The organism is Peribacillus sp. TH27 (assembly GCF_016650915.1).
Classification (GTDB): Bacteria; Bacillota; Bacilli; order Bacillales; family DSM-1321; genus Peribacillus; species Peribacillus butanolivorans.
In genome coordinates this window covers 5,034,152-5,048,701 of sequence record NZ_JAEKEV010000002.1, presented here as the reverse complement: position 1 = coordinate 5,048,701, position 14,550 = coordinate 5,034,152, and the positions used below count along the sequence as shown (strand labels likewise).

General features: G+C 39.6%; 13 protein-coding genes. 3 read left to right on the top strand and 10 right to left on the bottom strand.

Annotated elements, in window-relative coordinates; all coding sequences use genetic code 11:
• Positions 1-433: 433 nt before the first annotated feature.
• A complete protein-coding gene (gene proC, locus JFU24_RS25720) occupies positions 434-1,279 on the top strand; it encodes a pyrroline-5-carboxylate reductase (protein ID WP_201185720.1) in 846 nt (281 codons plus the stop codon).
• A gap of 180 nt (positions 1,280-1,459) precedes the next feature.
• Here the strand turns inward: proC and JFU24_RS25715 are convergent, their stop codons facing one another.
• The gene (locus JFU24_RS25715) at positions 1,460-1,891 is read right to left on the bottom strand and encodes a VOC family protein (RefSeq protein WP_056525245.1); all 432 of its coding nucleotides are present in this window, start codon (positions 1,889-1,891) and stop codon (positions 1,460-1,462) included.
• A gap of 285 nt (positions 1,892-2,176) precedes the next feature.
• Here JFU24_RS25715 and JFU24_RS25710 point away from each other — a divergent pair, with 285 nt between their 5' ends.
• Entirely contained in the window at positions 2,177-2,692 is a 516-nt protein-coding gene (locus JFU24_RS25710; protein ID WP_053346874.1) for a MerR family transcriptional regulator, read from the top strand.
• Between the two features lie 244 nt (positions 2,693-2,936).
• Here the strand turns inward: JFU24_RS25710 and JFU24_RS25705 are convergent, their stop codons facing one another.
• The 5 genes from JFU24_RS25705 to rnz all read right to left on the bottom strand — a co-directional run bounded on the left by JFU24_RS25705 (position 2,937) and on the right by rnz (position 7,802).
• On the bottom strand, positions 2,937-3,731 hold the full coding sequence (locus JFU24_RS25705; protein WP_053346875.1) for an ABC transporter ATP-binding protein: 795 nt from the start codon (positions 3,729-3,731) through the stop codon (positions 2,937-2,939).
• A 4-nt stretch (positions 3,732-3,735) separates the two neighbouring features.
• Positions 3,736-4,737 (bottom strand): ABC transporter permease, encoded by a 1,002-nt coding sequence (locus JFU24_RS25700; protein ID WP_201185721.1) that lies wholly within the window; start codon positions 4,735-4,737, stop codon positions 3,736-3,738.
• 32 nt (positions 4,738-4,769) lie between these two features.
• Positions 4,770-5,765 carry an ABC transporter substrate-binding protein gene (locus tag JFU24_RS25695; protein WP_201250684.1) on the bottom strand — a complete coding sequence of 332 codons (996 nt, stop codon included), beginning with the start codon at positions 5,763-5,765 and terminating at the stop codon, positions 4,770-4,772.
• A 209-nt stretch (positions 5,766-5,974) separates the two neighbouring features.
• Positions 5,975-6,796, bottom strand: a complete 822-nt coding sequence (locus tag JFU24_RS25690; RefSeq protein ID WP_201185722.1) for a squalene/phytoene synthase family protein — start codon at positions 6,794-6,796, stop codon at positions 5,975-5,977.
• A gap of 73 nt (positions 6,797-6,869) precedes the next feature.
• Positions 6,870-7,802, bottom strand: a complete 933-nt coding sequence (gene rnz / locus JFU24_RS25685; RefSeq protein WP_201185723.1) for a ribonuclease Z — start codon at positions 7,800-7,802, stop codon at positions 6,870-6,872.
• A 230-nt stretch (positions 7,803-8,032) separates the two neighbouring features.
• On the opposite strand from rnz, the gene zwf reads away from it, so the two are divergent.
• Positions 8,033-9,532: a glucose-6-phosphate dehydrogenase gene (gene zwf, locus JFU24_RS25680; RefSeq protein WP_053346880.1), complete on the top strand. Its 1,500-nt coding sequence runs from the start codon at positions 8,033-8,035 to the stop codon at positions 9,530-9,532.
• A gap of 45 nt (positions 9,533-9,577) precedes the next feature.
• Here zwf and JFU24_RS25675 read toward each other — a convergent pair whose 3' ends face one another.
• From JFU24_RS25675 to JFU24_RS25660, 4 genes are all read right to left on the bottom strand, one after another.
• Positions 9,578-9,739, bottom strand: a complete 162-nt coding sequence (locus JFU24_RS25675; RefSeq protein WP_201185724.1) for a hypothetical protein — start codon at positions 9,737-9,739, stop codon at positions 9,578-9,580.
• Between the two features lie 390 nt (positions 9,740-10,129).
• Complete coding sequence (gndA, locus tag JFU24_RS25670; RefSeq protein ID WP_201223723.1) at positions 10,130-11,542, bottom strand: NADP-dependent phosphogluconate dehydrogenase; 1,413 nt, start codon at positions 11,540-11,542, stop codon at positions 10,130-10,132.
• 41 nt (positions 11,543-11,583) lie between these two features.
• Positions 11,584-12,858 carry a DNA polymerase IV gene (locus JFU24_RS25665; RefSeq protein ID WP_053346882.1) on the bottom strand — a complete coding sequence of 425 codons (1,275 nt, stop codon included), beginning with the start codon at positions 12,856-12,858 and terminating at the stop codon, positions 11,584-11,586.
• Positions 12,859-13,331: 473 nt separating this feature from the next.
• Positions 13,332-14,453: a tripeptidase T gene (locus tag JFU24_RS25660; protein WP_053346883.1), complete on the bottom strand. Its 1,122-nt coding sequence runs from the start codon at positions 14,451-14,453 to the stop codon at positions 13,332-13,334.
• Between the last annotated feature and the right edge of the window lie 97 nt (positions 14,454-14,550).

Sequence of the window (14,550 nt, the reverse complement as noted above, 5' to 3'; positions counted from 1 at the left end):
TTACCATTTTACATGTATTCTTAAATATTGTCATTATTTTCACATAATTCACGTATTATTTTTGAAGCTAAAACATATATTATCATTGACAGAGTACTGATGCATCCTTCATAATCACAAGTAATTAAAGACGGAATGGCTGAGATTAAGGCCAAGTAAATTTATTGATGGCGTAAAGAGAGTGAAGCTCGGAAAGTGCTGAAAGGCTTCATCGCCCTCTCATTATTGAACCTACCTTATGAGCCTTCAGGAAAACCTGACGTAAATCCCGCGTTAGAGGATTCAAGTGCAGCTTTTCTATTTATTTTTTATGGAAAGTTGAACAAAGGTGGTACCACGGAAGCTAGACCTTTCGTCCTTTATCGGATGAGGGGTCTTTTTATTTTTCAAAAAAAGCGGACCATAAATAGCATGTACAGAAGGAGCGAGGAATATGAAAAAAATCGCATTTATCGGAGCTGGATCGATGGCGGAAGCAATCATTTCGGGATTGGTCACTCAACAGGTAATTGACTCAGAAAATATTTTTGTTACAAATAAATCAAATGATGAACGATTTGATTATTTAAAGAAGCAATACGGTGTGACTGCAACAAGGTCACTGCAGCAATTACTACAAGATGCAAATCTAGTCGTACTAGCAGTGAAGCCGAAAGATATTTTAGAAACGATGCAATCAATAAAAGAATACATTCACGAAGAAATGCTGTTCATTTCCGTTGTGGCAGGGGTTCATACAACTAGTTTAGAAGGAATTGCCGATAAGCAGGTCTCCATCGTCCGCGCTATGCCTAATACATCGGCAGCTGTCGGAAGATCAGCAACGGCTCTTGCAGCGAATAGTCATACAGACGAAGTACAATTACAAACAGCGATTACCCTTTTTGAAACGGTAGGATCGGTTTCCATTGTTGAAGAAACGCAGCTCGATGCCGTAACAGGCTTATCTGGGAGCGGCCCCGCTTATATTTATTACTTGGTCGAGGCATTAGAAAAGTCAGCAGAATCAATAGGGCTCGATTCTGAAACTGCGAAGCAATTAATCCTTCAGACACTGATAGGTGCGGCTGAGATGTTGCAGAAATCACCGAAAACTCCTGCCGTGCTTCGAAAGGAAGTAACATCACCGGGCGGAACCACAGAAGCCGGTTTGAAAGCACTTCAAGCGCATCAAGTTCAGGAAGCGTTCATTGCCTGTGTTGAAGAAGCGACCGAGCAATCTAAGCGGATGGGTAATCAAATTAGCAAAGAGCTCGCCAAGTATGTAGTACCGCAGTAAAAAGCACATCATAATAGGCTGTTGACTTACACCCCCTAATCGGAAGTGTTAAGCCAACAGCCTATTTATGTAGGGAGCTAGTACCTGTTAAGGAATTTACCAGAACAAGAGAAACACTAAAACGTTGTTTTTTATTATCTCAGCAAAAAGGGACCAATTCCCCTCAATTGTTGATAACTATTACTTAATAATCAGCATATCTGCTTCATCAAAACTCCAATCCTCCGAATACGCAACTTCCCAATAGTAACCATCGAGGTCTGAAAAATAGCCGCTATATCCTCCCCAAAAAACACGTTGTGGTAATTTCTCGATTATTCCTCCAGCCTTTTCAGCCTTTTTAATAATGTCATCAACTTCTTCAATTGATTTAGCGTTATAAGCAAAAGTAACACCTGAAAATCCATTCCGTTTAGGCTGTTCTTTCTCATTAATGTCTTTTGCTAACTCTTCTATAGGATATAAAGCAAGTTTTGTTCCTGCATTATTAAAAAAAACAACAGCAGGATTGTCCTCTTTACATGGTGTATGGAATCCTAATCCATCCCTATAAAATCTTAGAGATTTATTAATATCTCTAACCCCTAAAGTAATAAGGTTTATTCTGTTCATACTTGTCCCCCCCATTTTCTTTCTTCATATGATAGTTCGACACTTAGGATTTTTTTCCTTTTTTATCACTTCATCACTGTTACTAAAATAGCTCTATAACAAAATCCATTCTTTATCAGCCTTTAAAAAAGGAGCATAAAATGCCGAAGTGATTCCTTTAATAATCCATATGGATGCAAATTACGTAGGAAATTCACTTTCTTTGCCGAATGATTACTTGTTTTGTCACCTGTAAAGGAATTGCCTCTTCCATCTAGAATTCTACACACAAAAGGGGGAATTTCGATGAATACAAGTGCAGTTGCCCGGTTACTGAACGTTTCCCATAGTACGATTCAACGCTGGGTTACCCAATTGAATATGGAGGTAGAACGAAATCAGCTCGGACACTATCAGTTTTCAGACGATGACATTGCATTATTGAGAAAAGTCCAAGATCAGCTGAACGAAGGAATCATTCTCCAAAAGGTCAGCATATCAGAGAAAAAGATTAGAAAGGCAACAGTACAGAAACAACATTCCGAAACGAATAAAGAACATGATCGAATGATAGAAAGGATTGTTAGGCTTGAAAATGGACTAAAGACAAAAGCTGATGACGTTGTCTCCTATCAAATTTTACAGCACAGAAGCGATATGGAAGACCTACAAAAACTCGTTAAGAAGCTTGAAGCACGTATTGAAGAGTTAGAAACAAAAAAAGTTCCGCCAATCGATTATTTTCTGGCTGCTGAAGAAACGGCTGCCACTAAAAAAACGAAGAAATGGCCATTCATGAAAACGATTTTTGGAAATAACTGAACGTGATTCTACTTCGAAGAGCACAGCCGTCAACGATTAATACCAAAGAATATGATAGCCTTCCTTCTTCTACCTGCAAATTTAAGATCATACAAATACCATTAGACCTCGATGTACATCCTTTAGCCCATGACTCTTCGAATGCAGAAATAGTTCAAGAACCCGAGCTAGTAATTACCTCAAATATAAAAAGGCCGCGGCCCCAAGGTTAAACTTTCACCTAAGGGCCGGGCCTTTTCATCATTTAAATAAGCACAGCACGGTCGTTGAGCATTTTTTCACCTTTAATACGCTGGAATTCGTTCAGCAGTTTTTCAACGGTAAGCTCCTGCTTTTCGACGCCCCTTGCTTCAAAAATGATTTGACCTTTATCCATCATGATTAATGAATTTCCAAGATCTATTGCCTGCTGCATATTATGAGTCACCATAAGTGTTGTTAACTGGTTTTTTTCAACGATTTCCTTCGTCAGATTTGTAACGAGCTCTGCTCTAGAGGGATCGAGAGCAGCTGTATGTTCATCTAGAAGCAGGATTTTAGGATCGGTAAAGGTGGCCATCAGCAATGATAATGCCTGGCGCTCCCCTCCCGATAATAATCCGACTTTTGCACTCATTCGATTTTCTAAGCCTAAATGAAGCGTACTCAAACTTTCTTTAAAAAGTGCTTTCCTTTTTTTTGTCACCCCAAAGCCAAAGCCTCTTCTATTAGTTCTGCCATAGGCAATGGCCATATTTTCCTCAATGGTCATATGCGGGGCTGTACCAAGCATCGGATCTTGAAAAACACGGCCAATCATTTTTGCACGAGCATGCTCCTCAATTGTCGACACATTTTCGCCATCAATGATGACTTCACCGGCATCAGGGAGAATCTTACCGGATATCATATTCATCAACGTCGATTTGCCTGCGCCGTTACTGCCAATGACCGTTACAAATTCCCCCTTTGTCATTTGCAATTCAAGATTTCCAAGGGCCAGCTTCTCATCCGGTGTGCCTTCATTGAAGACCTTATAAATCTGATTTAGTTGCAGCAAATTCTTATCCCCCCTTCGATAAAGTCTCGATATGACGCATCTGTAATTCTTTGAGACGCTTTTTCTTACGGCTTTTTTCTTTTTGTTTATCAGAAATTTTTGGAATAACAAGGGCTCCAACCACGATAAGCGCGGTAATTAATTTAACATCACCCGTATCAAGGAACTCTACACGAAGTGCCAAAGTAACGACGATTCGGTATATAATCGCTCCACCAATAACTGCAAGCGTCGCCCGCGCAATCGTTTTTGCACCAAATAACGCTTCCCCAATAATGACGGATGCCAATCCAATGACAATGATTCCAATCCCCATCCCAATATCACTAAAACCGTTATATTGAGCAACTAAAGATCCAGAGAAAGCAACAAGTGCATTTCCAATTGCGAGTCCTAAAATCTTCATATTACCCGTATGGGCGGAAAAACTCTTAACCATGGCTTCATTGTCACCTGTCGCACGTAGTGCAAGACCAATTTCCGTTTTTAAAAATGCAGACATTCCAGCCTGAATAATTACAGCTACAATAAGCATCACAATTAAAATAGCCCATGTTTTTGGCAAACTATCACCAGCGCCCATGATTGATAATAGACCATTCAACATATTGTCCAACCCAGTGCCAGCCCAAGCATCCTGAATATTCGTGATAATTGTTGTTTGAGAAAGCAACGGAATGTTCGATGCACCCATAATTCTTAAATTGATAGAATATAAGGCAATCATCATTAAAATTCCTGCAAGAAGTGGATTAATTTTCCCTTTCGTATGCAGCAGTCCCGTCATCGTCCCTGCGATAAACCCGGCAACCATGGCACAAAACGTGGCTACAATCGGCGAGAAACCGTTAACAATCATAATAGCGGCAACAGAGGCCCCTGTCACAAAACTACCTTCCACTGTCATATCCGGGAAGTCGAGAATCCTAAATGTTAAATAGACACCAAGTGCCATAATCGCATAAATCATTCCCGACTCAAAAGAGTTGAATAAGGCTGAGAACATTTTTTTCTTCCTTCCCTGAACTAAAGCAGAGTTTATTTTACAAACTCAGCATCTGCTTTCCATTCTTCTTTTATTTCAACACCCATACCTTTTGCTGCTGTTTCATTAATAACCAATTTCAACTTTTGTGGATATTGAACGGCGATGTCTCCCGGTTTCTTACCATCCTTTAAGATTTCAACCGCTTTTTGCCCTGCCTCATAGCCAATATCATAGTAACTGAAGCCATAGGCTGCAAAACCACCAGCTTTCACAGAATCAAGTTCACCAACAAATAATGGAATATCTTGATCATTCGCCACCGAAATGACTGATTCCAATGCCGAGACTACTGTATTATCAGTAATGATATAGAAAGCATCTGCTTTCCCGATTAATGATTCTGCTGCCTGTTTGACCTCAGCAGAAGTCGAGACAGATGCTTCCACGACTTTTAATCCGGCTTTTTTTGCTTCCGCTTTTACGTTTTTTATTTGGACGACCGAATTTTGTTCCCCTGTATTATAAACGGTCCCAATTGTTTTGGCGCCAAGTTCTTCTGCTAGAAATTTCATAGACTTTGCAATCGCTTCCGGATGAGAATCCGTCGTACCCGTCACATTTCCACCTGGTTTCTCCATGGATGTAACAAGTTCCGCTGCGACTGGATCCGTTACAGATGTAAATACAATAGGAATATCCTTTGTTGCATTTAAAGCACTTAATGCACTTGGAGTCGAATTAGCAAAAATCAAATCCACTTTATCCCCAACGAAGTTATTGGCAATCGTCTGACTGTTGTTTTGATCCCCTTGTGCGACCTGAAGATTATACTTGGAATTGATGTCACTATCCTTCAATGCAGCCTGAAACCCTTCATATGCTTGATCAAGTGAATCATGCTGAACGATTTGTGTTACCCCAATATTGAAGGTATCCTTACCGCTTTCATTTTTCGCAGTATCATTCGCTTTGTCATTTCCACAGCCTGCCAGTAATAATCCCGCTACTAAGGTCATTGCTGCAGTCGAATATAATTTCTTCTTCATATTTTCCCCCCGCTTTTTTCTTATTTTAAGATTCTGCCTTTCTACGATGGCGACTCTTACGCTTTTATTTACTAAATTATAATCGTTTATTCTCAATTATATCAATATATTTTTTAACTTTTTAGAATTTTACAAGTTTTTATGTTTAAAACAATAAAAAAGTCTGCTGTGAAAGTTATTATTACTTTCACAGCGACGATACTAAAATGTCAGTGTTCGACGACTTGGTTAACAATTTTGGTAACAGTCGCCCGGTCGATTTTTTCTTTTCCTTCTTTCAAGGCTTTTAAAGTAGCTTTTGCCAATTCTAATGGTATTTTACAGAATTGGATAATTTCCTTTGTTTCAATCTCTGCTATATACGTATCAGCTAATGCAAGATTATGTTCCGTATAGGCAAGCATCTCGTCGAAACCCCAACCATCTGGATAAAAGTTAACACCGCGCTCTGCATCTTCCTCACGGTTTCGAAGAATATTAACAGTTTGAAGTCCACGGCCAAATGCAATAGCAAGATCACGATCTGTTTCAGTTCCATCATACCAGTTCCAAATATCAGATAGCATGACTCCAACTAAACCAGCAACATAATATGTGTAATCATCAAGTTCTTCCTTATTGTGTATCTGCCAGTCCTTCGCAACCCACTTTGCCATGCCTTCGGCCATTTCCTGTGTCGAGCCCAAGACTTTTGCGGTCGCACTAGGCGGACAATATTGAATCCAATCCGAAAGAAGCAAGGTCACTTCAGGTAAATCGTCCTTATACGGTTCAAACAAGGTCTGAAGTCCCTTTTCACTATAATCATCAGTCTTAAGCAGCTCACTGATAGTCTGTAATAGGGAAATCTTACTATCGGCAGGTAATTCGGGATGGTCTTCAATTTCATCGATAGCCCGCATGCAAAGGTAAGCAGCTCCAATGGCTTCCTGTAATCCCTTTGGAAGGTAGCTGATTGGAATGAAAAAAGTCCGGCTTGTTTTTAAAAGAAAATCCATTGCCTTAGTATGTAGATTGCTTTGGTCAGTCATTTTTTACACTCCTTTGTATATCCAATAAACAATTGAATTATTATATCAAACAATCGCTTTGATTTCAGCTTCTCTATTCCTCTACATATAAGGGAATTTTAATCGCCATTAAATCTTCTGCCATTATCGTGTTTGCGAAAATTGCCTTACTTTCCTCTTTTAGCCGTTCCGAATCCTCGAGAGTATAGCGAGAACTAATATGAGTAAGAATTAGCTGCTTAGCTCCTGCTTTCATCGCCGTTTCTGCAGCCTGCACGGTGGTCGAATGAAAATAGGCCGATGCCATTTCAGTTTCTTCTGCCGAAAAGGTAGCTTCATGAACAAGAAAATCCGCAGATTCAGCAAGAATAAGGGCATTACTGCATACTCTTGTATCACCAAGAACTGTGATTATCCGACCTTTTTGAGGATCACCAAGATAATCTTTTCCATTCAAGACGCGACCATCATCGAGTCGGACCATTTCACCGTTTTTCAACGCTTTAAAAAGAGGTCCCGGCTTCACACCTTCCTGAAGCAACTGATCTACAAGTAAGCTTCCTGGACGGTCTTTCTCTACAATTCGGTAACCGACACTATAAATACCGTGATCAAGAGACAAAGCAGTCACTGTAAACTGCTCGTCCTCAAACACTATGCCTTCCTCTATTTCAATAATTTCTAATGGATATTTTAAATGAGTGCCACTGACTTGTAAGCTTGTCGTAATATAGGCATCAATACCCTTTGGGCCATACACAGTCAATTTTTCTACCCCGCCCTGAAAAGACCTGCTACTTAACAAACCAGGAAGCCCAAAGATATGGTCACCATGTAAATGGGTAATAAAAATTTTTTCTATTTTACGCGGTTTAACTGCCGTTTTTAAAATTTGATGCTGTGTTGCTTCCCCACAATCGAATAACCAAACCGTTCCTCGTTCTTCCAATAATTGAAGAGCGATTGCCGTCACATTACGCGCTTTTGCCGGAACACCAGCGCCTGTACCTAATAAAACAAAATCCACATTCCTACCTCCGTTGCAAAAACTTTATAATTTAACTATAGCATAACAAAGGTGCTCTTTCATTTATGACTCTTTTAAAACTAGAGCCATTTTAATCTTTTCATGAAATATGAGAAAAAATGCGCAAATTGATTGCTTTGAGGGTAAGCTAACCGTAAAATTAGAAATTGGTACATATACAGAAATTCCAACTTCATACGACGGAATTAACGGAAAGTTGAGGTTTTAACATGACAGAAAACAATAAACCCACAGCATTAATCATGATTTTTGGTGCTACCGGAGATTTAGCGAAACGGAAACTGTTTCCTTCCATATATCGACTATTTCAAAAACAGAAAATCAACAAATTTGCGGTCGTTGGTGTAGCAAGAAGACCATTGTCCACCGAGGAGTTTCAATCAAGTGTTAAAGAATCCATCCTTACGTTCGGACATGCGGAAGAAAGAGTCGATGAATTCATTTCCCATTTCCATTATCATTCTCATGATGTAACGAGCTCTGAATCGTATTTGCAGTTAAAAGGTTTTGCTGAAAATTTAGACGGACAGTATCAATTAGAAGGTAATAGAATCTTTTATTTAGCGATGGCACCGGAGTTTTTCGGGACAATTGCCGAGCAGATTAAAGCACAAGGCTTAACTGATACGACTGGCTATAAGCGTCTTGTCATAGAAAAGCCGTTTGGACACAGTTTCGAAACAGCACAAATATTGAATGAGCAAATTCGTACCGCTTTCGCGGAAGATGAAATCTATCGAATCGATCATTACCTAGGAAAAGAAATGGTTCAGAATATTGAAGTCATTCGTTTTTCCAATGCTCTCTTTGAACCGCTTTGGAATAACCGCTATATTTCTAACATTCAAGTTACATCAAGCGAAACGCTAGGGGTTGAAGAACGGGGTCGTTACTATGAAACCAGCGGTGCCCTTAGAGATATGGTCCAAAACCATCTGCTGCAGATGGTTGCCCTACTTGCTATGGAACCTCCGATTGCTTTGACAACAGAAGAGGTGCGTAGCGAAAAGGTACGAGCACTGCGTTCGCTACGGCCAATGAAAGTGGAAGAAGTCAATCAATACTTTGTCCGTGGTCAATATGGCAGCGGTAAAGTAGGCGCACAAACACTTTCGGCTTATCGCGATGAATTGAACGTAAATCCAGATTCCAACACAGAAACCTATGTTGCAGGTAAATTGATGATTGATAACTTCCGTTGGGCCGGTGTTCCCTTTTATATCCGAACAGGTAAGAGAATGGATGTAAAATCAACAAAAATTGTCGTCCAATTTAAAGATATTCCAATGAATCTGTATTATAAAACGGAAGAAACCTTGAACCCGAATCTTCTGGTTATTCATATCCAGCCTGATGAAGGAATCACTCTATACTTAAATGTTAAAAAATCTGGGACAACGTCGAATACGAAGCCTGTGAAGCTTACCGTCTCCAACAAAGGAATTGAACATATTAACTCTCCTGAAGCCTATGAGAAGCTATTGTTTGACAGCATGCGTGGAGATGCTACAAACTTCACACACTGGGACGAAGTGGCCCTTTCATGGAAGTTTGTCGACACCATTTCTAATGCATGGGAAAATACTAAAGAAGAATCGTTCCCTAATTATGAAGCAGGATCGACAGGCCCCCTTGCATCCGATGAGCTTCTAGCCGAAGATGGACATATTTGGTGGCAAATCGAGAAATCAGAAAAGAAAAATGATTAATTAAATAATAAAGAGGATGCAGTGAATCTGCATCCTCTTCTCTATTCATGAGGCACTCTTCCTGACTAATTTCGCTCGGATAGTATGAATCATTTCCTTGGATTTCGACATTTCTTTATCTGTTTCTGAATTAAGCCAAAATGATACACCAAATTCAAAGGCAATAAAAAATAACATTATAGCTAAAGCCACCCAAATGATATACACAGTTACCCGCTCCTTCTCTCTCTCTTAACGTCATACTGTATCCTTCGATCTTCATTAGACTTTACTAACCATTCCTTATATTGCAGGTGTTTAAACCTAAAGAACAAGATTGAATGACATATATAATACTATGTTTTTTATCAAAAAAGAAAATGCAAAGGCCCTATTTATTACCAGTATAACATTACCATTTTATCCTTTCTCCAGCCAATATATAAAAATTTTATTCACCATATTTCCTCCACATGCTTTAATTCGTACACCCCTTTTCATGTTCTATGTGAGGAGGAAGTGGCTTAAATGGCAAAGTGACCAAACTGCATTGGCGTTAAAAGGCCAAAAAAACCGACTTAAAAAGGAAATCTCCCTTTTTAAGCCGGCTACTTTCATTTATTTTTCCATCCATTCTGTATGGAAAGTTCCTTCTTTATCGATACGTTGATACGTATGTGCACCAAAATAGTCGCGTTGAGCTTGAATCAGGTTTGCTGGTAGCGTTTCTGTACGATAACTGTCAAAATAAGCAAGTGCAGATGACAAGCATGGAACAGGAATTCCATTCATAACTGCTGTAGATACTACCTCACGTAAAGCACCTTGATAGCTTTCGACAATACCTTGGAAATAAGGATCAAGAAGCAGATTGTTCAAGTTCGCTTTACGATCGTACGCTTCTTTGATTTTTTGTAGGAATTGTGCACGAATGATACAGCCCCCACGGAAGATCATTGCGATTTCTCCATATTGGAGATCCCAGTTATTTTCTTCGGATGCTGCCTTCATTTGGGCAAAGCCTTGTGCATATGAACAAATTTTACTCATATAAAGAGCTTTCCGAATACTTTCAATCAATGCCTTTTTATCACCAGTAAATGACTCAGCTTTTGGTCCACGAAGGATTTTGCTCGCTTCTACACGCTCTTCCTTGATTGCTGAGATAAACCGCGCAAATACAGATTCCGTGATGATTGGAAGCGGAACCCCAAGGTCAAGGGCACTTTGGCTTGTCCATTTCCCTGTTCCTTTTTGGCCTGCTTTATCTAAAATGATATCGACCATTGGCTTGCCGGTTTCATCATCATATTTTTTGAAAATATCAGCAGTAATTTCGATTAAATAGCTATCAAGCTCTCCTTTATTCCATTCTGTAAACACTTCATGGAATTCTTCAGCAGTCAGACCAAGAAGGTTTTTCAAAAGGAAATAAGATTCGGAAATCAACTGCATGTCTCCATATTCAATTCCATTATGCACCATCTTAACATAATGTCCGGCTCCATCTGGTCCGATATATGTACAGCAAGCATCGCCATCTACTTTAGCCGAAATATCCTTCAAAATTGGTGCAACAAGTTCATATGCTTCTTTTTGACCGCCAGGCATGATTGAAGGACCTGTTAAAGCTCCTTCTTCCCCTCCTGAGACACCCGTACCGATGAAATGAATACCTAGCTGGCTTAATTCCTCGTTACGGCGCTGAGTGTCCTTAAAGAACGTATTTCCACCATCAATGACGATATCGCCTTTTTCAAGCAGTGGTTTTAATTGTTCGATTGTAGCATCAGTTGCAGCACCAGCTTTAACCATCAATAAAATTTTGCGAGGTGTTTCCAGAGAATTCACGAATTCTTCTAGGGTATACGCTGCAAATACATTTTTACCTTCTGCTTCATTCATCATTTCGTCTGTTTTTGATCCTGAGCGATTATAGACGGAAATTGAATATCCTCTGCTTTCAATATTAAATGCAAGATTCTTACCCATTACGGCTAGTCCGATAACGCCAATCTGTTGTTTTTTCATGGTTATCTTTCCCTTCTCTATATCTTTACACAACTTATAAGCTAATCTTTGTCATCAGAAGGATTCTTCCTCCTTGATTGTTCAAAGAAATCTTTGCTGAAGCTTGTGTCTGTTCCGATCGAACGGTTTTTCAAGGATAATCCCTTTTTAATAATATTTTCTCCGTACTTATTTTGCAAGTGTTCCATCGCTTCGTACAAAGGTTCTTTTTCGGCGTCTTCTTGAAAGGAAAATATATCAAGCTGTTTGAAGGCCGATTCTTTTTCAATAACATCATACGCAGTAACACCAAGAAGCCTAATTCCTTCCCCATTCCAATTTTTCAAAAACAGGTCAACAGCTCTATTCAAAATATCCGCTTTTTCAAAAACTGGATTAGGAACTGTTCTACTTCTGGTAATGGTGCGACGGTCTTTATAGCGGATCGTCACACCAATTTTCTGACCAAGCAGACGTTTATTTTTTAATCGGACAGCAACCTTTTCTGAAAGCTTTTCCAATATCCCAATCAGTTCCTTTTGATTAGTAGAATCATGTGGGAGAGTTGTCGAATTTCCAATGCTTTTATGATCAAAAATGGCTTCCGGATCAACAACCCGAGGATCGATACCATTTGCTCTATCCTTTAAACGGGCGCCATTGATTCCAAGCAGTTGCTTCAGTTGCCTATCGTGAGCATGAGCAAGGTCCCCTATTGTCATAATACCGATGGAGTGAAGTTTTTCCGATGTCTTACTGCCGATGCCATGCATTTCGCCCACTTGTAAAGGCCAAAGCTTCTTAGAAATATCTCTTTTCCTTAACACGGTGATGCCCATTGGCTTTTTCATATCAGAGGCAGTTTTGGCCAAAAATTTATTAGGGGCAATGCCGATGCTACAAGGAAGGTCCATCGTTTTATAAATTCTTTCCTGAATGCTTTTGGCAATTTCTAGAGGCGAACCTAATTCGACGCATTCGCTAATATCCAGATACCCTTCATCGATGGAAACCGGTTCAACCATCTCTGTATATTGTCGCAATACCTCAAAAATAGCCAGTGATGCTTTTCGATAACGTTCAAAATTCGGTTTCCGAATAATTAATTGAGGGCAAAGTTTTTTCGCCTGCCAAATAGGCATAGTCGTTTTAACGCCGAATTTTCTTGCTTCATAGCTGCACGTGACGATGATGCCTCTTCTTTCCTCTACATTACCGGCTATGGCAAGCGGCTTACCTTTCAATGAAACATCATAGGACATTTCCACTGAAGCATAGAAACTATTCATGTCTACATGGAGAATGACCCTGCCATTTTTGGGATACATGTCCTTCATGTGACCGTCACATCCTTGTACAAGAAAAAATACCGTATAATAGGGTCAATTAAAAATAACTATTTCTATTTCTTTTAAGGTACCCATATTTATCCTTGGTAACCAAAGTGAAATGATACTTCTACTCCAAGAAAAACAGCCATCATATTATTGATGACTGTAGATATATTCCTGCAATACTTGAACGCCTTCTAGAGATGATACGAATATTTGCGAATCAATGATTGTAATCAAAAGGTTACCTATTCTGGCAACCCCCTGCATATATCCAGTTTTTTGATTGCCTAATAAACCGATTTGTTCATTAGGTAAGTCTGTAAAACAAGTATTTCATCGAGCTGCTTGCACAACAAGTCCTATGGACAGGCCATCTGTCCTTATCGCAATCCCCATCTCTGTTCATGCATGTCCGACTCAGGTTTACCTGGAAATAGCACCTGATTTATTTCAATCAATGGTTTTAAGCGTGATTACTATTCCCCAGCAACTTCCTTAATGATACTGACTACCATTTCAGCAAGCTTCGTTAATTCTTCAACAGGAATTCTCTCATTCGTAGTATGAATATCTTCATAGCCTACAGCTAGATTGACAGTAGGAATTCCAAATCCTGCAATCACATTCGCATCACTTCCACCGCCACTTTTAACTAACTCGCATGGACGTCCGATATTCTCTGCTGCTTTTCTCGCGATTTCGACTACATGATCACCAGCTCCATATTTAAAGCCAGGATACATGACGTTGACCTCTACTTCGGCCCGTCCACCCATTTCGATGGCTGCGGTCTCGAATGCCTCTTTCATTCTTGCTACCTGTTTTTCCATTTTTTCAGGAATTAAGGACCTTGCTTCTGCTAAGATTTCAACATGGTCGCAAACAATATTGGTTTGCTGTCCGCCTTGGAAACGTCCGATGTTGGCTGTTGTTTCATCATCGATACGGCCTAGGGGCATTCTTGAAATTGCCTTGGCAGCAATCGTAATCGCTGAAACGCCTTTTTCAGGAGCAACACCAGCATGAGCTGTCTTACCTAAAATTACAGCTGAAACTTTAGCCTGAGTAGGTGCGGCAACCACAACATTTCCTACTTTTCCATCACTATCGAGTGCAAAACCAAATTTGGCCGTCACAAGAGAGCGATCTAGTGCTTTTGCCCCAACTAACCCTGATTCTTCACCAACAGTAATAATGAATTCAATCGTTCCATGTTCGATATTCTGTTCTTTAATCACTTTAAGCGTTTCTAACATAACCGCTAATCCAGCTTTGTCATCCGCTCCTAAAATAGTCGTTCCGTCTGACACTATGTATCCATCTTTAATGGAAGGCTTGATTCCGTTCCCAGGCACAACCGTATCCATATGAGACGTGAAATAAATGGTATCTACGCCCTCTTTGGTACCTTTTAGAGTACAAACTAAATTACCTGCCCCATGGCCAGTAACTGCCGTTGTATCATCTTCAAAAACATTTACACCAAGTGCCGTGAATTTTTCTTTCAACACTTTGGCAATTGCGGCTTCATTTTTTGTTTCAGAATCAATTTGTACTAATTCCATAAATTCGCTAACCAAACGTTCTTCATTAATCATAAAATAAAACCTCCAAAAAAGTTTTCCTCTTTAAGTATACTTCTAAAAGTGGTAACCCGGCAAATAATCCGAAAAAAGAGCCTTCATTAAAATTGTT